23 protein-coding genes are annotated in these 21083 nt (G+C 60.3%); 4 read left to right on the forward strand and 19 right to left on the reverse strand.

Features of this window, described 5'->3' with window-relative positions; translation table 11 throughout:
- Positions 1-7: 7 nt before the first annotated feature.
- The 7 genes from BLQ55_RS10675 to BLQ55_RS10705 form a co-directional block, all read right to left on the reverse strand.
- Positions 8-619, reverse strand: coding sequence for a phage baseplate assembly protein V (locus tag BLQ55_RS10675; RefSeq protein ID WP_092253768.1), 612 nt, complete (start codon positions 617-619; stop codon positions 8-10).
- 3 nt (positions 620-622) lie between these two features.
- Complete coding sequence (locus BLQ55_RS10680; RefSeq protein ID WP_092253770.1) at positions 623-1135, reverse strand: hypothetical protein; 513 nt, start codon at positions 1133-1135, stop codon at positions 623-625.
- Positions 1136-1171: 36 nt separating this feature from the next.
- Positions 1172-1522, reverse strand: a complete 351-nt coding sequence (locus BLQ55_RS10685; protein WP_025212143.1) for a phage holin family protein — start codon at positions 1520-1522, stop codon at positions 1172-1174.
- A 130-nt stretch (positions 1523-1652) separates the two neighbouring features.
- A complete protein-coding gene (locus tag BLQ55_RS10690) occupies positions 1653-2081 on the reverse strand; it encodes a hypothetical protein (protein WP_092205053.1) in 429 nt (142 codons plus the stop codon).
- Positions 2082-2166: 85 nt separating this feature from the next.
- Positions 2167-2811, reverse strand: coding sequence for a hypothetical protein (locus tag BLQ55_RS10695; RefSeq protein WP_092205054.1), 645 nt, complete (start codon positions 2809-2811; stop codon positions 2167-2169).
- A 20-nt stretch (positions 2812-2831) separates the two neighbouring features.
- On the reverse strand, positions 2832-3014 hold the full coding sequence (locus BLQ55_RS32460) for a Com family DNA-binding transcriptional regulator (protein ID WP_256326560.1): 183 nt from the start codon (positions 3012-3014) through the stop codon (positions 2832-2834).
- Positions 3015-3481: 467 nt separating this feature from the next.
- Complete coding sequence (locus tag BLQ55_RS10705; RefSeq protein ID WP_092205059.1) at positions 3482-4216, reverse strand: LexA family transcriptional regulator; 735 nt, start codon at positions 4214-4216, stop codon at positions 3482-3484.
- A 600-nt stretch (positions 4217-4816) separates the two neighbouring features.
- On the opposite strand from BLQ55_RS10705, the gene BLQ55_RS10710 reads away from it, so the two are divergent.
- The 3 genes from BLQ55_RS10710 to fdxA all read left to right on the forward strand — a co-directional run bounded on the left by BLQ55_RS10710 (position 4817) and on the right by fdxA (position 8766).
- The gene (locus BLQ55_RS10710; protein WP_092253772.1) at positions 4817-5158 is read left to right on the forward strand and encodes a DUF6124 family protein; all 342 of its coding nucleotides are present in this window, start codon (positions 4817-4819) and stop codon (positions 5156-5158) included.
- A 574-nt stretch (positions 5159-5732) separates the two neighbouring features.
- On the forward strand, positions 5733-8300 hold the full coding sequence (gene mutS / locus BLQ55_RS10715) for a DNA mismatch repair protein MutS (RefSeq protein WP_170847603.1): 2568 nt from the start codon (positions 5733-5735) through the stop codon (positions 8298-8300).
- 142 nt (positions 8301-8442) lie between these two features.
- Complete coding sequence (gene fdxA / locus BLQ55_RS10720; RefSeq protein ID WP_092202175.1) at positions 8443-8766, forward strand: ferredoxin FdxA; 324 nt, start codon at positions 8443-8445, stop codon at positions 8764-8766.
- Positions 8767-9257: 491 nt separating this feature from the next.
- On the opposite strand, the gene rpoS is transcribed toward fdxA, so the two are convergent.
- From rpoS to BLQ55_RS10760, 8 genes are all read right to left on the reverse strand, one after another.
- The gene (gene rpoS, locus BLQ55_RS10725) at positions 9258-10265 is read right to left on the reverse strand and encodes an RNA polymerase sigma factor RpoS (protein WP_047227588.1); all 1008 of its coding nucleotides are present in this window, start codon (positions 10263-10265) and stop codon (positions 9258-9260) included.
- 106 nt (positions 10266-10371) lie between these two features.
- The gene (locus BLQ55_RS10730) at positions 10372-11217 is read right to left on the reverse strand and encodes a peptidoglycan DD-metalloendopeptidase family protein (RefSeq protein WP_060738980.1); all 846 of its coding nucleotides are present in this window, start codon (positions 11215-11217) and stop codon (positions 10372-10374) included.
- Between the two features lie 211 nt (positions 11218-11428).
- On the reverse strand, positions 11429-12064 hold the full coding sequence (locus tag BLQ55_RS10735; protein ID WP_161796107.1) for a protein-L-isoaspartate(D-aspartate) O-methyltransferase: 636 nt from the start codon (positions 12062-12064) through the stop codon (positions 11429-11431).
- A gap of 41 nt (positions 12065-12105) precedes the next feature.
- A complete protein-coding gene (gene surE, locus BLQ55_RS10740) occupies positions 12106-12855 on the reverse strand; it encodes a 5'/3'-nucleotidase SurE (RefSeq protein ID WP_092165870.1) in 750 nt (249 codons plus the stop codon).
- On the reverse strand, positions 12843-13901 hold the full coding sequence (truD, locus tag BLQ55_RS10745) for a tRNA pseudouridine(13) synthase TruD (protein WP_092253774.1): 1059 nt from the start codon (positions 13899-13901) through the stop codon (positions 12843-12845). Before truD ends, surE begins: the two co-directional genes overlap by 13 nt.
- A complete protein-coding gene (gene ispF / locus BLQ55_RS10750) occupies positions 13898-14371 on the reverse strand; it encodes a 2-C-methyl-D-erythritol 2,4-cyclodiphosphate synthase (RefSeq protein WP_072408310.1) in 474 nt (157 codons plus the stop codon). Before ispF ends, truD begins: the two co-directional genes overlap by 4 nt.
- A gap of 43 nt (positions 14372-14414) precedes the next feature.
- Complete coding sequence (gene fghA, locus BLQ55_RS10755) at positions 14415-15260, reverse strand: S-formylglutathione hydrolase (protein WP_092202179.1); 846 nt, start codon at positions 15258-15260, stop codon at positions 14415-14417.
- Between the two features lie 8 nt (positions 15261-15268).
- Positions 15269-16381, reverse strand: coding sequence for an S-(hydroxymethyl)glutathione dehydrogenase/class III alcohol dehydrogenase (locus BLQ55_RS10760; protein ID WP_060738985.1), 1113 nt, complete (start codon positions 16379-16381; stop codon positions 15269-15271).
- Positions 16382-16488: 107 nt separating this feature from the next.
- Here BLQ55_RS10760 and BLQ55_RS10765 point away from each other — a divergent pair, with 107 nt between their 5' ends.
- The gene (locus BLQ55_RS10765; protein WP_092202181.1) at positions 16489-17385 is read left to right on the forward strand and encodes a LysR substrate-binding domain-containing protein; all 897 of its coding nucleotides are present in this window, start codon (positions 16489-16491) and stop codon (positions 17383-17385) included.
- 161 nt (positions 17386-17546) lie between these two features.
- Here the strand turns inward: BLQ55_RS10765 and ispD are convergent, their stop codons facing one another.
- The 4 genes from ispD to kdsA all read right to left on the reverse strand — a co-directional run bounded on the left by ispD (position 17547) and on the right by kdsA (position 21083).
- Positions 17547-18254, reverse strand: a complete 708-nt coding sequence (ispD, locus tag BLQ55_RS10770) for a 2-C-methyl-D-erythritol 4-phosphate cytidylyltransferase (protein WP_092253776.1) — start codon at positions 18252-18254, stop codon at positions 17547-17549.
- Positions 18251-18529 carry a cell division protein FtsB gene (gene ftsB, locus BLQ55_RS10775; protein ID WP_003184873.1) on the reverse strand — a complete coding sequence of 93 codons (279 nt, stop codon included), beginning with the start codon at positions 18527-18529 and terminating at the stop codon, positions 18251-18253. Before ftsB ends, ispD begins: the two co-directional genes overlap by 4 nt.
- 171 nt (positions 18530-18700) lie before the next feature.
- A complete protein-coding gene (eno, locus tag BLQ55_RS10780; RefSeq protein WP_063322753.1) occupies positions 18701-19990 on the reverse strand; it encodes a phosphopyruvate hydratase in 1290 nt (429 codons plus the stop codon).
- 247 nt (positions 19991-20237) lie between these two features.
- Positions 20238-21083, reverse strand: a complete 846-nt coding sequence (gene kdsA, locus BLQ55_RS10785) for a 3-deoxy-8-phosphooctulonate synthase (RefSeq protein WP_053152762.1) — start codon at positions 21081-21083, stop codon at positions 20238-20240.

Here is a 21083-nt window from a genome sequence, read left to right on the forward strand (position 1 = left end):
AAATCTCTTATGCGGTACTGATGACGCGTCCCTGGTGATCCACCACCGGGCCGCTCAGGTGCACACCGGAAGCGTCGAGCCGAATGCCGACGGCGCCGACTTGCAATTCGATGGCCTCGGCTGTCATCGCCAACCGCGACGGGCCAATGTTCAACTGCAGGGCTTCACGAGAACCGCTGAACGCCGCCGGGCCGTTTTGCCAGTGCAGGACATGGCTGGCATGGTCGTAGCCGTTTTCCGTACCGTCCTGATAGAGGCGCCGCGTCAGCGAGGCCTGGGTCGAGACGGGCGGGAACTGACCGCCGTTGAGGCCGAACAACGCCACCGCCTGCCCGCCGCTCTCGCCGCCGCCATGGTTCAGCAGCAGACACTGCTCGCCCACGGACGGAATCCGCGACTCGCTCTGGGCGCCGGCGCTCGGATTGAAAAAGCGGATCGCCGGTGTCAGCAACCCGCCATGGCTGACCTTGCAGGTGTTGCTGGCCGCATCGACTTCCTGGCAAACGCCAATGCGGCAGAAACTCTCCGCACGCCGATGCAGGTCTTCCAGCTCGGTTTCCATCTGTGCCAGACGCTCGATGATCGGCCCCAGATGCATCCGTAACAGCCCATCGAACATGGCTCAGCCCTCGAGTGCGGTGTATTGATCCGGGTCGTCGATGTTCGACACTTCCCAGGTACGGGCAAATTTCGGGATGCCCAACGGGTCCTCCAGCAGCGTCGGGCCGAGGTACAGGGTTTGGTCGAAGGAAAGGGTCCAGGCGGTGTAAGCCCGTGCTTCGTGGATGAACGTGGATGCGAGGCCATCGATTTCCGTGGGCAGATCGCATTGATCGCCCGACAGGCCCCAGCGGTTATCCACGACCAAGTGCTTCAATTCACCGGCCAGATCGCAGGCCTCCCAGCCTGGAACGGCCATGACCACTTGCAGGGAAACCGTCAGGACATGGGCGATACGCCCGTCATTGGCACGGTTGCCTGACGCATCGCGTTCAATGGCAATCAGCACCCAGGGTTGGTCGTCGGTGCCATCGAAATCCTGGGGGCTACCGACTTTCAAGGTGGGATAAGTGATGCGCAGCGTCTGGGCAATGGCGGCGAACAGCTGCGACGGTTTTTCGATAAGGACGGGCATTGATCGCCTCCTTGTGAATGGATCAGCGATGTGGGTTCACGGTTGGTCGGGAGGAAGGTCCCGCGGTGGCACTTCGCAAACGCCGATCCGCTTGGCGACCCAGCGCTCGTAAAGACCGATCGCCACATCGGCACCGGCCATGGCGGTCAGGCAACCCAGGGCGCAAGCACTCCAGATCGACATGCCGAGGGCATACAACAGCATGGTTGCCGAAACCCCGCAGACCACGCAGGCACCGGAGCGCAGGACCACGCGGCGCAGCAACGGCCAGCCACGGGCCCCCTCCTTGTCGGCGCGCCACATCTCGCCGGACACCCCGCCCACCAGGGCGAGCACGATGACCAGCCAGATCGGCATGTCCAGCAACGCTTGTTGCTCGTTTGTCATGTCTCGTTTCCTGGGGTGATTAAGATTGGGCGGGTAAGTTGTTTGAAGTTGAAAGAGAGGTGGGTCATTGCAACCCGTTAAGTCACTGGAGGCGGCGTTCAAGCGTTTGTCAGGTCATTGAAGGCCGACATCACTTTGGCGCAGCGCAGGTCGCGCCTTTGTAAGTCATGGTGTAGGTGTAGTGCCTGTCCCAAGGCAGCGGTAGCGCACTGGGTGCTGCCCATTCCGCGTAGTTACCCGACATCGAACCTGCGGCATCGAACTTGCCCATGGCAATGGTCGCGAGATTGTTGGCGCTCCCTGCACCCGGCATTGGCACACTTCCATTCCATTGGAGATCGTCCCCGTTCTGGAACCATGCGCCCTTCCAACCGGCCTGGGAGCTCGAGTACCAGGTATTGTCTTCTTTGAAACAGATCGTCTGGTTGGCATAAAAACCGCCGCCCGGAACATGGTACGAAGCGAATTGCCAGGAACCGACAGGCGAGGTTTCGGCAGACGCATGGAGGGCCTGGGTCGCCAGGACGGCTGCGAGCAGCATGCTGAATAATTTTTTCATTAGCTTACTTCCCTTAGATAAATAGGTTTTTGAGGCGCGTTAATACAACTCTTTTAACTGGATACCTCCGGAGCCCCTGTTACGCCTACCGAGTAATCAGCATGTCCACACTGGTCGCGTCGCAAGAGTTGTTAGCCTTCCTGTCGATAACCAGATAAAGCAAAGACGTCGGCGTGACTGCGACGTTGTTCAACATGAACGTAGTGCTGCCGCCGTTTGCCAGGCTCCCGGACTGGAGCACGGTGTCACCCAGGTTCAGCGACCAGCCAATACCATCCCCGCAGGCGTTATGCAGGTCGTTGACCCGACCCAGCACGTTGATGTTGCCAGTGACAGGACTGGCCCAACGGAAGATGCTCTGGCTGTTGGTACCGGGATGTGTGGCTACGTCGCCCTGCTTGAATACGAAACTGGTGCCTGAGCCGGTGAAGGTGAAATTTGCGTTGGGAATGGAAATCCACGCTCCCGTAGCATCGTCCCGCCAGCAGGTGGTTGGCTGACCATTGCATGTCCCCGCCTTGAACGTAGGAAAGAGCGTGTAGTTGGCCGAGGCATTCACCCCCGATTTGTTTTGCATGAATGACCATGGCGAACCGGGGGGCGCGGCTTCGGTCATCAGGTACATGTCCCGGGCCAGGTTCCACGACATGGCCGTATCAGCCCAAGTGTTCAGGGACACGAAGGACGACAGAAACGCAGTCGCCAGTAGGATTTTTTTGAGCAATTTCATTTTTCTTACCTCGATGGATGTCATTGAGCACGGAGTGCAGGGTCTATTCCACACGCTGTTCGCTCGCCGGCGCTCACTCGAGGCTCAACGGCCTTCACATGATTCAACGTCCCACACCGGGAACATTTGATCTGGAGTTCGGTGTTCTCGCCCACGCGGGCCAGAAGTCGTTTGCAGTGACCGCATCTGAAATCCTTCAACATTGAAAGCCCTCCATTGGCGGCGGTGATGTGGTTGAACGCACCTCACGGTGCAGGCATTCCAAAAAGCCCGGTTGCCCAGGCTTTTCAGTAATGCGCTTGATCTTTCGGCGCGACTGGCGCGGTACGGATCCATTCAAATTGTTCCTCCGGCCGCGGTCCCTGCCCGCCGGATAACTGCTTCTGGTGCTTTACGCTGCACACCCGGGTCAGTTGCCAACCCTCTGAACCGTTAAGGCCGGTTCATCGCTGCCTGTTGGTGGAACTAAAGAGCTTCGTTGCCAGCCACTTTGTCGAGCGGCTTGGACACAGAATATGCATGGATGCATATACAGTCAATGCGCAAATGCATTTATTTATGCGCGAAAATGCGCAGACGCATAAACCCCTCGTAGATACAGGGGTTGAGGGCTTTCGAGAGACGAAAAAAAACCCGCACGACGGCGGGTTTTATCTGACAGCGGGGGGGGTTAACGGGCGTACATGCCCCACCAGAAGACGTGGCCGAGGATGACGATTTGCTCGTCCTGCATTTCCTGGAACGTGTAGTCCTCATCCGGATGTTCGTCGCGATTGAAGCTGCGCAGGCGGATGCCGGTGGGCAGGCGATAAAGCTGCTTCACCCGCAGTTGGCCGTTGTGATTGATGGCGTAGAGGTCACCGTCGACGATGTCGCCGATCCCGCATTTGCCTGCGTTCACCCCGACCGTGGCACCGTCGCGCAGCACCGGCAACATACTGTTGCCGCGCACCGTCACGCACTTGGCCTGGTCGAACTGCACGCCGTTATGGCGCAGGCTGCGCTTGCCGAAGCGCAGGCTTGAGCGCTCGCTTTCCTCGATGACGAATCTTCCTGATCCAGCAGCCAATTCAACCTCGCGCAGAAAAGGGACCGACACTTCGTCTTCTTCGACGGGTGTTTCGTCGTCCCACAGGCTTATGTCCTTGAGTTCGGAATGCGGCTCATCGCGGCGAGCATTGCCACCGGGCGCAACGTCCGCGCGCCCGCGCAACTGGTCAGTGCTCACGGCGAAGTATTCGGCGATCTTCGAGATGTGTTTATCCGAAGGGTCGACGATCTTGCCGCTGAGGATCCGCGAGAGGGTGGACTGAGGCACGCCGGTACGCCGGTGAAGCTCCGTGGGGGAGATCCCGTGCTGATCGAGCAATGCTCTTAATACGGTAGAAACGTTGCGTTTTTGCATAACGCGCATAGTGCTTGTTCTTTTCGCAGAAGACAAATGCTGTTTTGCATAAATATGAGATACGGCTCACTTGAAGCATATTCAGTCATTGTGGCGAGGGGATTTATCCCCGCTGGGGCGCGAAGCGGCCCCCAAATCCCGCGGCCGGCGTGTCAGGCAGATTGAATTGACTCTAGGGCTGCTTCGCAGCCAACGGGGATAAATCCCCTCGCCACAAGAGCTTGCTGGTCACGGGGAATTTCCCCTACAACTTCTTGGGAAATCCCTCGATTCGCGTCCTTCAAATGTGCGACACCAGGCTACGTCGCCTTGCGCCTCTGCCTACAACTGCGCCAGAATCCGCCGGCTTGTCCACCTTGGATCCCATCGGTACTTTGGTCTCGTCACTGCCCATCAGTGATCGGGTTTAGTCGCTCGGTATTCCAAGGTGCTCATTGCTCCATTCAGTCAGGTACTTCTATTCCTGCACTTGATGGTAGCTGTGCGCAGGGCGCCCTCGGGCGCGCCGGTTTCTTGGATCCCCGGTCGACTAACCTGCGTACAGCTGCCCCCCTCGTTTAGTCGCGAGTGAGTGGTGGCTCAACTTCAAGGATCCATAGAATGCCGAAGCACACTCCAAATCCCCCGGACGATCACGTCTCCCGCAACACCAAGAAACTCGATGACGCAGCCACCCGCGCCCTGGACTATTACCTCAAGCCGAAAGCCGACAAAAACACCTGCGACACACCCGACACCCTTTTCATCATCGCCCCCGACATCGACGCCGAATGCCTGCTCGCCAACCTCAGCGAAACCCTGGCCTCGGCCAATGCGATGGTCAGTGACCTGGCGTTCGACCTGGAGGGCTCGCGACGACATATCGCGTTGGGGGTCCAACAGATGATTGAGCTGGGCCAGTTGCTGGCGAATCGGGCGTTGGATGTGGTTGAAGTGAGGTAGGCCTTCTAAGAGAAGCCCGAGTAATCACTGTGGGAGCGAGCTTGCTCGCGATAGCGGTAGTCCAGTTACAACCAAGTTGTATTGGCAGCCGTCATCGCGAGCAAGCTCGCTCCCACAGGGGAAACGCGGTCCCACCAAGAATCAGGTCGGCTATCAGGCCGCCTCGCGGTGGACGTTGATCTCGGCGCCCCATTAACCACGCTGGCTGAACGAAGGTATTGCGCAGTGGGCAACCCGGCATGGATGCCGGGTTAGCCGCGCTGGGCCATGGATGGCCCTTCGCGGCGGCCCACGGAGCAATGCCTTCGTTCAGGCATGCCGAGCCTAGGCGAGGCACCGAGTGGTGGGGCAAAAGCGCTTTGCTTACTTTCGCGCTCTTCGAAAGTGAGCCGCCGTAAGGGCGGAACCATAAGTAGCCGTTGCCGCAGCAACGGATATACACACAATCCCAAACGCTGGGTAGCACCAGACCACCCATGTTAACCTTGCGCCCATCGCGGAAAAGCCGGGCCAATGCCCCTCCTTTTGCCCCACACCTTTCAACGAGCTTGCCTGACACCCCATGAATACAGCCGTGAACGACCTCTCCAGCCACACGCCCATGATGCAGCAATACTGGCGCCTGAAGAACCAGCACCCCGACCAGCTGATGTTCTACCGCATGGGCGACTTCTACGAAATCTTCTACGAGGACGCGAAGAAGGCCGCCAAGCTGTTGGACATCACCCTGACGGCGCGTGGGCAATCGGCGGGCATGGCGATTCCGATGTGTGGGATTCCTTACCACGCGGCGGAAGGTTACCTGGCGAAGCTGGTCAAGCTCGGCGAATCCGTGGTGATTTGCGAGCAAGTCGGCGACCCGGCCACCAGCAAGGGCCCCGTGGAACGCCAGGTCGTGCGGATCATCACCCCGGGTACGGTCAGTGACGAGGCCTTGCTGGATGAACGTCGGGACAACCTGATCGCCGCGGTGTTGGGCGATGAGCGCCTGTTCGGCCTGGCAGTGCTGGACATCACCAGCGGCAATTTCTCGGTGCTGGAAATCAAGGGCTGGGAAAACCTGCTGGCGGAGCTGGAGCGGGTCAACCCGGTGGAACTGTTGATCCCCGATGACTGGCCCAAAGACCTGCCGGCAGAAAAACGCCGTGGCGTGCGACGTCGGGCGCCGTGGGATTTCGAGCGTGATTCGGCGCTGAAAAGTCTCTGCCAGCAGTTCTCCACCCAGGACCTCAAGGGCTTCGGCTGCGAAAACCTGACCCTGGCCATTGGCGCGGCCGGTTGCTTGCTGGCCTATGCCAAGGAAACCCAGCGCACCGCCCTGCCTCACTTGCGCAGCCTGCGTCACGAACGCCTGGATGACACCGTGGTGTTGGACGGCGCGAGCCGCCGCAACCTGGAACTGGACACCAACCTGGCCGGCGGGCGCGACAACACGTTGCAATCGGTGGTCGATCGCTGCCAGACCGCCATGGGCAGCCGCCTGTTGACCCGCTGGTTGAATCGGCCGCTGCGGGACCTGACCGTGCTGTTGGCGCGTCAATCCTCCATTACCTGCCTGCTGGATCGTTATCGCTTCGAGCAGTTGCAACCGCAGCTCAAGGAAATCGGTGACATCGAGCGAATCCTCGCCCGTATCGGCCTGCGCAACGCCCGTCCCCGTGACCTGGCCCGCCTGCGCGATGCCCTCGGCGCCTTGCCTGAACTGCAAGTGGCGATGACCGACCTCGAAGCGCCGCACCTGCAACAATTGGCGCGCACCACCAGCACCTACCCGGACCTGGCCGCGCTGCTGGAAAAGGCCATTATCGACAACCCGCCAGCGGTGATCCGCGACGGTGGTGTGCTGAAAACCGGCTACGACGCCGAACTCGACGAGTTGCAAGCGCTGAGCGAAAACGCCGGACAGTTCCTGATCGACCTCGAAGCCCGGGAAAAAGCCCGCACCGGCCTGGCCAACCTCAAGGTCGGCTACAACCGCATCCACGGCTACTTCATCGAGCTGCCGAGCAAGCAGGCCGAGCAAGCCCCGGCCGATTATGTTCGCCGCCAGACCCTCAAGGGCGCCGAGCGTTTCATCACCCCGGAACTCAAGGCGTTCGAAGACAAGGCGCTGTCCGCCAAGAGCCGCGCCCTGGCCCGGGAAAAGATGCTCTACGAAGCACTGCTCGAGGACCTGATCAGCCAATTGCCGCCGTTGCAGGACACCGCCGGTGCCCTGGCGGAACTGGACGTGCTGAGCAACCTGGCCGAACGCGCGCTGAACCTGGACCTGAATTGCCCGCGCTTCGTCAGCGAGCCGTGCATGCGCATCAGCCAAGGGCGTCACCCGGTGGTCGAGCAAGTACTGACCACACCGTTCGTGGCCAACGACCTGAGCCTGGACGACAACACCCGCATGCTGGTGATCACCGGTCCGAACATGGGCGGTAAGTCCACCTACATGCGCCAGACCGCACTGATCGTGCTGCTGGCCCACATCGGCAGTTTCGTCCCGGCGGCCAGTTGCGAATTGTCCCTGGTGGACCGGATTTTCACCCGGATCGGCTCCAGCGACGACCTGGCCGGTGGACGTTCGACCTTCATGGTGGAAATGAGCGAAACCGCGAACATCCTGCACAACGCCACCGAACGCAGCCTGGTGCTGATGGACGAAGTCGGACGTGGCACCAGTACCTTCGACGGCTTGTCCCTGGCCTGGGCGGCAGCCGAACGCCTCGCGCACCTGCGAGCCTACACGTTGTTTGCCACTCACTACTTCGAACTCACCGTATTGCCGGAAAGCCAGCCGCTGGTGGCCAACGTGCACCTCAACGCCACCGAGCACAACGAGCGTATCGTGTTCCTGCACCACGTGCTGCCTGGTCCGGCCAGCCAGAGCTACGGCCTGGCAGTGGCACAATTGGCCGGAGTGCCGAGCGAAGTGATCAGTCGGGCCCGTGAGCACCTGAGCCGCCTGGAAACCACCAGCCTGCCCCACGAAGCGCCACGCTCGACCAAGGGCAAACCGGCCGCACCGCAGCAAAGCGACCTGTTCGCCAGCCTGCCACATCCGGTGCTCGACGAGCTGGCCAAACTCGATCTGGACGACCTGACCCCACGCCGGGCGCTGGATTTACTCTATACATTGAAGACACGGATCTAACGCACAGGCTTTCAAGCTGTTAGAATCTCGCGCGGTTTGGGATGCTGCAGGCAATTAGCCTGGTCTGCAGACTATCGCTCCCGAACCTGGCGAGCCCACCGTGAACGGGTTCCGCTGCCGCCGCCTGAGGAGAGAATTAGAAATGACCTTCGTCGTCACCGACAACTGCATCAAGTGCAAGTACACCGACTGCGTAGAAGTCTGTCCGGTGGACTGCTTCTACGAAGGGCCGAACTTCCTGGTCATTCACCCGGACGAGTGCATCGACTGCGCCCTGTGTGAACCGGAATGCCCGGCGAACGCCATCTTTTCGGAAGACGAAGTGCCGGCCGGCATGGAAAACTTCATCGAGCTGAACGCCGAACTGGCGGACATCTGGCCGAACATCACCGAGAGAAAAGACCCGCTGCCGGACGCCGCAGAGTGGGATGGCAAGACTGGCAAGATCGCAGACCTGGAACGCTGATTACCATCGTTCGCTGAAAAGGCCCCTTGCGGGCCTTTTTGCTTTTCCGGATTCAAGAAATCGCAGGCAAAAAAAAAGGGGCGGTTTGACCCGCCCACATTTTTTCCCTAATCCCTTTAATCCTATTCATCGTCCTGATGAATCGCGTCCTGCGATGTCCTTCCTTCCCATCGTCCTTGACGGGTGTGTCTGTCCGTCGACACAGGACAGATATTAGTATTTTCCCAGGCGAGTGCAACACGGCTGATACAGGTGGCTGGCTCTGTCACGCCACATTCACAAAATAAAAGTCTTTATAAATCATATAAGTACAAAAAAATCACGACACTTATAGCTGTCTGTCCCGCCAATGAGAAACCGATCGCTTACGCAACACTAGGCAAAGGCTTACAAGTCGAACCTACAAATAGAGCGGCTATGGAAAAAACAATCTTTCGGAAACGGAAAAGCCCCGAACCAGTCGGGGCTTTTCTTGCTGCGCTGCATTCAGGTCATTGAAACAGCGACTCGCTCGACAAGCCGTTCTTCTCCAGGATCTCTCGCAGACGCTTGAGGCCTTCCACCTGGATCTGCCTGACCCGTTCACGGGTCAAACCAATCTCCAGGCCTACATCTTCAAGGGTGCTGCTTTCATGCCCCCGCAAGCCGAAGCGGCGGATCACCACTTCCCGTTGCTTGTCGGTCAGCTCCGAGAGCCACTGGTCGATGCTCTGGGACAGGTCATCGTCCTGCAACAGCTCGCATGGATCGGTAGGTCGATCATCGGTGAGGGTGTCCAGCAAGGTTTTATCCGAGTCCGGCCCCAGGGAAACGTCCACCGAGGAGACCCGCTCGTTGAGCCCAAGCATGCGCTTGACCTCACCCACCGGTTTTTCCAGCAGGTTGGCGATTTCTTCAGGTGAAGGCTCATGGTCGAGTTTCTGGGTCAACTCGCGGGCAGCCCGCAGGTAGACGTTCAGTTCCTTGACCACATGAATCGGCAACCGGATCGTCCGGGTCTGGTTCATGATCGCCCGTTCGATGGTCTGGCGGATCCACCAGGTGGCGTAGGTCGAGAAGCGGAAGCCGCGCTCGGGGTCGAACTTCTCAACGGCGCGAATCAGGCCCAGGTTGCCCTCTTCGATCAGGTCCAGCAGCGAAAGCCCACGATTGACGTAGCGTCGGGCGATTTTCACCACCAGGCGCAGGTTGCTTTCAATCATGCGTTTTCGACCGGCCGGGTCGCCACTTTGCGACAGCCGCGCAAAATGAACTTCTTCCTCGGGAGAGAGCAGTGGCGAAAAACCGATTTCGTTGAGGTACAGCTGAGTGGCGTCAAGCGCCCGGGTGTAATCGATGTACTTATGTTGTTTAAGTGAAGCGGAGTGTCTGGATTTGGCACGAACGGAAGGTGGAGTCGCCCCTTCATCATTCGACATCGAATCCATAGCGATGCCGGTCTCCATAAGGAGAACCTCATCGTCGATGTCAAACTCCGGCACTTCTTTACTGAGAGCCATTGTTATAGTCCTTTGGTGAGTTCGACCTCAAGCTCAAGCGACGCCTTTATCCTTGGCAACGCTGGAGCCTGTTCCCTCTACGTGACGGAACAGGCTGACAATCAAATCAACGACGTGGCAGGAATTGCAGCGGATCGACTGGTTTACCTTGTCGGCGAATCTCAAAGTGCAGTTTCACCCGGTCCGTTCCCGTTGATCCCATTTCGGCAATTGTCTGTCCGACCTTGACCTGCTGCCCCTCCCGAACCAACAGCCTGCGGTTGTGACCGTAGGCACTGACGTAGGTATCGCTGTGTTTGATGATCACGAGTTCGCCGTAGCCCCTCAAACCACTCCCGGCGTACACAACCGTGCCATCAGACGCGGCTAAAACAGGCTGTCCCAAATCCCCGGCGATATCAATTCCTTTATTCAAACTACCGTTTGAAGAGAATTTTCCAATGAGAACGCCATTAGAAGGCCATCCCCAGCCAGTCGGGGCGGGACCCGCAGGAGGCATCGGAGCAGGGGCCGGTTTGCTCGCGACGGACGGTATTACCGCTGTTCCAGACCCCGCCGGCCGGCGAATGACAGTGGTTTTGCTCGACGACGAAGCCGTCGAACCCGACTGTGTCACCACTGCGGTAGGCGTTGAACCGCTACGGCCATCGAAGCGAATTGTCTGACCGGGGTGAATCGTATAAGGCGCAGGAATGTTGTTGCGCGCCGCGAGGGCCTTGTAGTCCCAGCCGTAGCGAAAAGCGATGGAAAACAGCGTATCGCCGCGACGGACTACATATTGGCCCGTCGTTACCGTAGGACGTTGAGGTGTTGCACTGTTGCGATCGACAACCCGGACATTGCTCGACGGCGTACTGGAACAACCGACCAGCAAAGTGCTCAAGACAAGGCCAGTCACCAGGCGCTGAAAGCTCGTGATACCCATACGCTGCGCAATGACTGTGAGACTCACCCGCCGCTCCCTTTGTGGTGGCTGAAAAATTGGAGGCTGCCTGTCCAGGCAGCGTTCATACAAATATAGCTGGCAACGACTGCGCCTCTATTAATGAAGCGCAACGCGCCGCCGCACACGTTTGCTCGACGCCATTGGGCTCTGTTCAGCGAATCGGTGCCGCTGTAAGACACAGGCGTGGCCACGGAATTCAGCGCCTGTTTATAAATGCTCAGGCCAACGGTCCATTGAGCAACGGCACGAACCGCACCGCTCCCAGGACGTGTCGCGAAAAACCGTGTTCTTCGCGCACGATCAGCATCAATTGCTGGACTTCACCGGCGCCCACGGGAATGACCAGCCGCCCACCAGGGGCGAGCTGATCCAGCAGGGCCTGGGGCACGTCGGTGGCCACGGCGGTCACGATGATGCCGTTGTAGGGCGCCAAGGCCGGCCACCCTTCCCAGCCATCGCCCCAACGAAACACCACGTTGCGCAGGTTCAGCTCCACCAGGCGTTCCTTGGCGCGATCCTGCAGCACCTTGATCCGCTCGACGGAAAACACCCGCTCGACCAGTTGCGACAACACCGCCGTCTGGTAACCCGAACCGGTGCCGATCTCCAGCACCTTATCCAGCGGCCCGGCCTCGAGCAGCAACTCGCTCATGCGGGCCACCATGTAAGGCTGGGAAATGGTCTGGTTGTGGCCGATGGGCAACGCCGTGTCTTCATAGGCGCGATGGGCCAGGGCTTCATCGACGAACAGGTGCCGCGGCGTGCGGCGAATCACTTCCAATACCTGGGCGTTGGACAGCCCCTCTTCGTAGAGGCGCTGGATCAATCGTTCACGGGTCCGCTGGGAGGTCATGCCAATCCCGCGGCGCATCATATCGTCTTGCTCACGAGCCATCAGCGCAGCCCCTCCAGCCAGCCATCGAGACTTCGAAAGGCGTCATTGAAGGTGCGGTCCAACTGCAACGGCGTGATCGAGACATAACCTTGCATCACTGCATGGAAGTCGGTGCCCGGCCCGCCGTCCTCGGCATCCCCGGCGGCGGCGATCCAGTAGCCGGCCTTGCCGCGTGGGTCGACCACGTGCATGGGCCTGGCAGCGCGGGCGCGGTGGCCCAGGCGCGTGAGCTGGATGCCACGGATATGATCGAGCGGCAGATTCGGGATATTCACGTTCAGCACCGTACGTGGCGGCAGGTCCAGCGCACCATGGGCTTCGACCAATTTACGGGCGAAGTAGGCGGCGGTCGGCAAATTGTCGACCTGGCGTGAAACAAAGGAAAAGGCGAACGACGTGTTTCCCAGGAAGCGACCTTCCAGGGCAGCGGCGACTGTCCCGGAATAAAGCACGTCATCCCCCAGGTTGGCGCCCAGGTTGATGCCCGACACCACCATGTCCGGTGCTCGTTCCAGCAACCCGTTGATACCCAGGTGCACGCAATCGGTCGGGGTCCCGTTGAGGCTGATGAAACCATTATCCAGATAGCAGGGGTGCAACGGACGGTCGAGCGTCAGCGAGCTGCTGGCGCCGCTTTTGTCCTGGTCCGGAGCGATGACCACGCACTCGGCAAAATCCGCCAGCGCAGCATAAAGCGCGGCAAGACCGGGTGCTGTCACCCCGTCGTCGTTAGAAATCAGAATACGCATGGGCTGTCCGTCTGCCCCACCGGCACCAGATCGACGAGTTCGCGCACCAAGACAGTGGCGAAACATCCGGCCGGCAGGACGAATTCCAGTTGCAGAATGTCAGGCTGGGGATAATGCCACGACAGCCCGCCAATGGGCAGTCGCAGGATGCGACGTTCGTGACTCATTCCCGCGTTTATCAACCAGTCCCGCAGATCGGCCTCGCCCTCGGCGATGGCCTGTTCCAACTCAAAGGTCGCGCCGGCGGCAGGCGATGGTCCCTCGCCCCATTGCGGCCCGGTCGGATGCAGGTCGAGTATGGCCAGGCGCGGATCGCTGCACTCAGCCTCACCGGCGGGGAAAAAACTGCGGCTGTCGGTGAAGGCCAGCAAGTCGCCGACCTGTGCCTGTTGCCAGGTGCCATCGGCGACCCGCGCCGCCAACACCCGGTTGAACAGGAAACTGCGGGCGGTGGACAACAATCGCGAGCGCACGTTGCGCTGTTCCGGCAAAGCCTTGCGCGCGGCCCAGGCACGGGCATCGACGACATTGCCGCCGTCATGGCCAAACCGTTGGGCGCCGAAATAATTGGGGATGCCCTGGCGCATGATCTGTTGCAGCCGCGCCTCGATGGCGGCCACGTCCCCCTTGAACTGGGTCAGGCGCAGGGTGAAGCCATTGGCCGAGTGCGCACCGCGTTGCAGCTTGCGTCGATGCCGGCCGGTCTTGAGGATCTTCAGCGTGTCGTTCTGCGCCGCCGACAGGTCGGGATCGGCCTTGCCCGGCAGTTGGACGCTGAACCACTGGCGGGTCAGGGCCTGGCGGTCCTTGAGCCCGGCGTAGCTGACGGTGCGCAACGGCACGCCGGCGGCCTTGGCGATGCGCCGGGCGGCCTCTTCAGTGTTCAGGCCGCGCTTTTCCACCCAGATCCACAAATGCTCGCCATCGTCCGTCAATGGGATATCGAGCACTTCGTCGACCTGGAAATCCTCAGCGGTGGCCTTGAGGACCGCACTGCCCAGCGATGGGCCGTAGGCACGCGGTCCCAACAGTTCCAGTTCGGTCATGGGCGCAGCAACAAGGCAACGGAATGGACGGCGATGCCTTCTTCACGGCCGACGAAGCCAAGCTTTTCGGTGGTGGTGGCCTTGACGTTCACTTGGTCCAGCTCAACTTGAAGATCCTCGGCGATCAGGCGACGCATCGACTCGATGTGCGGCGCCATCTTGGGCGCCTGGGCGACAATGGTGTTGTCGACATTGCCGACTTTCCAGCCCTTGGCATGGATCAGCGCGACCACATGACGCAGCAGCACGCGGCTGTCGGCGCCCTTGAATTGCGGGTCGGTGTCGGGGAAGTGCTTGCCGATGTCACCCAGCGCCGCGGCGCCGAGCAAGGCATCGCTCAAGGCATGCAGCAGGACATCACCGTCAGAATGCGCGAGCAGCCCGAAGCCGTGTGCGATCCGCACGCCGCCCAGAGTAATGAAGTCGCCTTCAGCGAAACGGTGAACATCGTAGCCGTGGCCAATACGCATAAAAAAACGCCCCGATTTTTGTCAGGGCGTGATTCTACCTGCATTAGGCGTTTAGAGCGCGCGCATGATGCTGCAAGTGGTCGTCAATGAAGCTGGCGATGAAGAAGTAGCTGTGGTCGTAGCCCGGTTGCAGGCGCAACTCCAACGGATGGCCGGCGGACTTGGCCGCCTGTTGCAAGGCTTCGGGCTTGAGCTGGTTGGCCAGGAAATCATCGCGATCGCCCTGGTCCACCAGCAATGGCAGCTTCTCCTGCGCCTCGGCAATCAATGCACAGGCATCCCATTCCCGCCACTTCGAGCGGTCTTCTCCCAAGTAACGGGAGAACGCCTTCTGGCCCCATGGGCAATCCATTGGATTGTTGATCGGCGAAAAGGCCGACACCGAACGGTAACGCCCCGGGTTGCGCAAGGCGCAGACCAGCGCACCGTGACCGCCCATGGAGTGGCCACTGATGCCGCGTTTGTCCGAAGCCGGGAAATGCGCTTCGACCAGCGCTGGCAATTCCTGCACCACGTAGTCATGCATCCGATAGTGCCGCGCCCACGGATCCTGCGTGGCGTTCAGATAAAAGCCCGCCCCCAGGCCGAAGTCCCAGGCATTGTCCGGATCGCCCGGCACGTCGGCACCACGAGGGCTGGTGTCCGGCGCGACGATGATCAGGCCCAGCTCGGCGGCCATGCGCTGGGCGCCGGCCTTTTGCATGAAGTTCTCGTCGGTGCAGGTCAGCCCGGACAACCAATACAGCACCGGCAACTTGCCGCCCTGCTCGGCTTGCGGTGGCAGGTACACGGCAAACACCATGTCACAACCCAGCACCTCGGAACGGTGCCGGTAGCGCTTGTGCCAGCCGCCGAAGCTTTTCTGGCAGGAAATGTTTTCCAGACTCATGACCGACCTCAGAAATGGATAACGGTGCGGATGCTCTTGCCTTCATGCATCAGGTCGAACGCCTTGTTGATATCTTCCAGGCCCATGGTGTGGGTAATGAAGGTATCCAGCGGGATCTCGCCCTTCTCGGCCATTTCCACGTAGCTTGGCAATTCGCTGCGCCCGCGTACGCCGCCAAAGGCCGAACCGCGCCACACGCGCCCGGTCACCAACTGGAATGGACGGGTAGCGATTTCCTGCCCGGCCCCGGCCACGCCGATGATCACCGACTCACCCCAGCCCTTGTGGCAGCATTCCAGCGCAGCGCGCATCAACTGCACATTACCGATGCATTCGAAGGAGAAGTCCACGCCGCCATCGGTCATGTCGACGATGACTTCCTGGATCGGACGGTCGAAATCTTTCGGGTTGACGCAATCGGTGGCGCCCAGTTGCTTGGCGATTTCGAACTTGGCCGGGTTGATGTCGATGGCGATGATCCGCGCGGCCTTGGCCTTCACGGCGCCGATCACGGCCGACAGGCCGATGCCGCCCAGGCCGAAGATCGCCACGGTGTCACCCGGCTTGACCTTGGCGGTGTTGAGCACCGCGCCGATGCCCGTGGTGACGCCACAACCCAGCAGGCAGACTTTTTCCAGCGGCGCTTCTTTTGGGATCTTCGCGACGGAGATTTCCGGCAGCACGGTGTACTCGGAGAACGTCGACGTGCCCATGTAGTGGAAAATCGTCTCGCCTTTGTAGGAAAAACGCGAAGTGCCATCCGGCATCAGGCCTTTGCCCTGGGTGGCGCGAATCGCCTGGCAGAGGTTGGTCTTGCCCGACTTACAGAATTTGCACTGGCCGCACTCCGGTGTGTACAGCGGGATCACATGGTCACCCACCGCCACCGAGGTCACGCCCTCGCCGATGGCTTCGACAATGGCACCGCCTTCATGGCCCAGGATCGACGGGAAGATCCCTTCCGGGTCGGCGCCCGACAAGGTGTAGGCGTCGGTGTGGCAGACACCGGAAGCCACCACGCGCAACAGCACCTCGCCCGCCTTGGGCATGGCGACGTCGACTTCAACGATTTCCAGGGGTTTCTTGGCCTCGAAGGCAACGGCAGCGCGCGACTTGATCATTCGGGTACTCCAGCAAATAAATACAAGACCGGGAGTGTAATCCTCCGCCGGACAATGAATAATCCAGCCAAAAGCAAAACATTATTGCTGCACAGGGATAATCCTTCATGTCCGATAACCGCTGGGAAGGCATCGACGAATTTGTGGCCGTGGCCGAATGCAGCCAATTCACCGCCGCCGCCGAGCGTCTCGGGGTTTCGTCCTCCCATATCAGTCGACAAATCGTACGGCTCGAAGAGCGTCTACAGACACGCTTGCTCTACCGCAGCACCCGCCGGGTGACCCTGACCGAAGCCGGACAAACTTTTTTGCAGCATTGCCAGCGTCTGCAGGATGGACGCGAAGAAGCACTGCGAGCCGTCGGCGACCTGACCAGCGAACCCAAGGGCATGCTCCGCATGACCTGCGCCGTGGCCTATGGCGAACGGTTTATCGTGCCACTGGTGACGCGGTTCATGGGGCTCTACCCGCAGTTGCGGGTCGACATCGAGCTGAGCAATCGCCCGCTGGACCTGGTGCACGAGAGCCTGGACCTGGCGATTCGCCTGGGTCGCTTGCAGGACTCCCGTCTCGTCGCCACGCGCCTGGCCCCCCGGCGCATGTACGTGTGCGCCTCACCCTCTTACCTGGAACGCTACGGCCGGCCCCACAGCGTGTCGGAACTGAGCCGCCACAATTGCCTGATCGGCAGCTCCGACATCTGGCAACTGGAGCAGAACGGGCGGGAATTTTCCCAACGGGTGCAGGGAAACTGGCGTTGCAACAGTGGGCAAGCGGTGCTCGATGCGGCGCTGCAAGGGGTGGGGTTGTGTCAGTTGCCGGATTATTACGTGCTGGAGCATCTGCACAGTGGTGCGTTGATCTCGCTGCTGGAAGCCCATCAGCCGCCGAATACGGCGGTGTGGGCGTTGTATCCACAGCAGCGGCATCTGTCACCGAAGGTGCGCAAGTTGGTGGAGTATTTGAAGGAGGGGTTGGCGCAGCGGCCGGAGTATCGGGGGTGACAGTGAATTTTATGTTGCCTGAACGATTGCTATCGCGAGCAAGCTCGCTCCCACAGGGTCTTATCGTCGAATGATGGGCACCGGTCCCCATTGTGGGAGCGAGCTTGCTCGCGATGGCGCCAGCCCAGATGCTGAAGATCTAACGAGGGAACAGATCCCGCTCAATGCCGATTCGCCCAACGCTGGCGCAACCACTCCAGGTCTTCCGGCCGGGTAATCTTGATGTTATCCGCTCGCCCCTCGATCAACCTAGGCGCCTGCCCCGCCCACTCCAGGGCGGACGCTTCGTCGGTAATCAATGCATCCGCCACCAGGCTGTCGGCCAGGGCTCGGTGCAAGGCACCGAGGCGGAACATCTGCGGCGTGTAGGCTTGCCAGATCACGCTGCGATCAACGGTTTCCAGCACGCGGCCATGCTTGTCGACGCGCTTGAGGGTGTCGCGCGCCGGAACGGCCAGCAGGCCGCCGACCGGGTCGTTCGCCAACTCGCTGAGCAGCGTGTCCAGGTCGTCCCGGCTCAGGTTGGGCCGTGCGGCATCGTGGACCAACACCCAATCGTGATCGTCGGCGCCCTGCCCGTGCAGATGCAGCAAGGCATTGAGCACTGAATCGGAACGTTGCTCGCCACCGTCGACACGCTGGATGCGTGTGTCGCTGGCGCAGGCCAGGGTCGGCCAGTAAGGATCATCGTGTGCAAGGCTGACCACCACACCCTTGACGGCGGGATGGTCGAGGAAACAGCCGAGGCTGTGTTCGAGAATGGTGCGTCCGCCCAGTTGCAGGTATTGCTTGGGACGGTCGGCGGCCATCCGGGCGCCAACGCCAGCGGCAGGAATCACGGCCCAGAAGGCCGGCAAACGCATACTCATTGGGCCAACTGGTAGAGGGTTTCGCCCTCCTTGACCATGCCCAGTTCATGTCGAGCCCGCTCTTCAACGGTCTCCATGCCTTTTTTCAACTCTGTCACTTCGGCGTCCATCACCCGATTACGCTCCAGCAACGCCTCGTTTTCGGCGTGTTGGTCGGCAATTTGCTGAGTCAGGTCGGCCACTTGCGCCAAGCTGCCATTGCCCACCCACAGGCGGTACTGCAGGCCGGCCAGCAACAGGAGCAAGACAAGAAACAACCAATTGGGACTGCGCATCGAATATCAGGTATCCAGTGAAAAAAGACCGCCATGCCAAACTTTGAAGCGTCTGATAGCACGAAGCCTGGAAAAACCAGGCTTGTGCTTGATAAGGCATCAGATTAGAGGGAAAAGCGCCGCCATGGCGACTTTTCCGACCTAAGCCGCTGTCTTTTTACCATTTACCGCTTAACCGCGAAACTCGGCACGACCGTTGTACTTGGCCTTGCCATTCAATTGCTCTTCGATACGCAGCAATTGGTTGTACTTGGAAACGCGGTCGGAACGGCACAGCGAACCGGTCTTGATCTGGCCCGCCGCAGTGCCCACGGCCAGGTCGGCAATGGTCGAGTCTTCGGTTTCACCGGAGCGGTGGGAGATCACGGCGGTATAGCCGGCGGCCTTGGCCATCTGGATGGCTTCCAGGGTTTCGGTCAGGGTGCCGATCTGGTTGAACTTGATCAGGATCGAGTTGGCGATCTTCTTGTCGATGCCTTCTTTCAGGATCTTGGTGTTGGTCACGAACAGGTCGTCACCCACCAGCTGGGTCTTCTCGCCGATCTTGTCGGTGAGGATTTTCCAGCCAGCCCAGTCGGACTCGTCCAGGCCGTCTTCAATGGAGATGATCGGATAACGTTCGGTCAGGCCCTTGAGGTAGTCGGCGAAACCTTCGGCGGTGAACACCTGGCCTTCGCCGGACAGGTTGTACTTGCCGTCTTCGAAGAACTCACTGGCGGCGCAGTCCAGGGCCAGGGTCACGTCGGTACCCAGCTTGTAGCCTGCGTTGGCCACGGCTTCGGAGATCACTTTCAGCGCGTCTTCGTTGGACGCCAGGTTCGGTGCGAAACCGCCTTCGTCGCCAACGGCAGTGCTCAGGCCACGGGCCTTCAGCACGGCCTTGAGGTGATGGAAAATCTCGGTGCCCATGCGCAGGCCTTCGGAGAAGGTCTTGGCGCCAACCGGCTGCACCATGAACTCCTGGATGTCGACGTTGTTATCGGCATGCTCGCCGCCGTTGATGATGTTCATCATCGGCACCGGCATCGAGTAGACACCCGGGGTACCGTTGAGGTTGGCGATGTGCGCATACAGCGGCAGGTCCTGGTCCTGGGCAGCGGCCTTGGCAGCGGCCAGGGACACGGCGAGGATAGCGTTGGCGCCCAGGGAGGCTTTGTTCTCGGTACCGTCGAGCTTGATCATCGCGTGATCGAGGGCTTTCTGGTCGGCAGGGTCCTTGCCCAGCAACAGGTCGCGGATCGGACCGTTGATGTTGGCGACGGCTTTGAGCACGCCCTTGCCCAGGTAACGGCTCTTGTCGCCATCACGCAGCTCCAGCGCTTCGCGCGAGCCAGTGGAAGCACCGGACGGCGCGCAGGCGCTGCCGATGATACCGTTGTCGAGAAGCACGTCCGCTTCAACAGTGGGGTTGCCACGGGAGTCGAGAACTTCACGACCTTTGATGTCGACGATTTTTGCCATTGTTGTAAACACTCCAAAGTTGACTAGAACGTTGCAGAAAACTTGCTCACGCTCAGCTGCGATGCAGCCTAGAGCCTGGATGGGGAGCGCTTCGCGCTCCAGCGGGAGCAAGCTCCCTCGCCACAAGGAGCAAGGCTTGCCGACGATGAGCCCTGAAGGACACCATCGCAAGCCATGCTCCCACAAGAGCAGTGCGGCCAGCGGGCCAGAGCGATAATCGAGCGGTACTTTACCGGAGAAAACCGCGTTACGCGGTTTCTATCGTCGGAAAACCCTTGACCAGCTCGTCCAATGCCTTGAGCTGAGACAGGAAAGGTTCCAGCTTGTTCAAGCGCAAGGCACAAGGGCCGTCGCACTTGGCGTTGTCCGGATCGGGGTGGGCCTCGAGGAACAGGCCGGCCAGGGACTGGCTCATGCCCGCCTTGGCCAGGTCGGTGACCTGGGCGCGACGACCGCCGGCGGAATCGGAGCGACCACCGGGCATCTGCAAGGCGTGGGTCACGTCGAAGAACACCGGGTACTCGAACTGCTTCATGATGCCGAAGCCGAGCATGTCCACCACCAGGTTGTTGTAGCCGAAGCTCGAGCCACGCTCGCAGAGGATCAACTGGTCATTGCCGGCCTCTTCGCACTTGCTCAGGATGTGCTTCATTTCCTGGGGCGCGAGGAACTGGGCTTTCTTGATGTTGATCACCGCACCGGTTTTGGCCATCGCCACCACCAGGTCGGTCTGGCGCGACAGGAAAGCCGGCAACTGGATGATGTCGCAGACCTCGGCGACGACCGCGGCCTGGGCAGGCTCGTGGACGTCGGTGATGATCGGCACGCCAAAGGCTTGCTTGATGTCCTGGAAAATCCGCATGCCCTCTTCCAGGCCCGGGCCACGGTAGGACGTCACGGACGAACGGTTGGCCTTGTCGAAGCTGGCCTTGAACACGTAAGGGATACCCAGTTTCTGGGTCACCTTCACGTACTCCTCGCAGACCTGCATCGCCATGTCGCGGCTTTCCAGCACGTTCATGCCGCCGAACAGCACCATGGGCTTGTCGTTGGCAATCTCGATGTCGCCGACGCGGATGATCTTCTGGGCCAT

Origin of the sequence: Pseudomonas sp. NFACC13-1 (genome assembly GCF_900104425.1) — a bacterium.
GTDB lineage: Bacteria > Pseudomonadota > Gammaproteobacteria > Pseudomonadales > Pseudomonadaceae > Aquipseudomonas > Aquipseudomonas fluorescens_AA.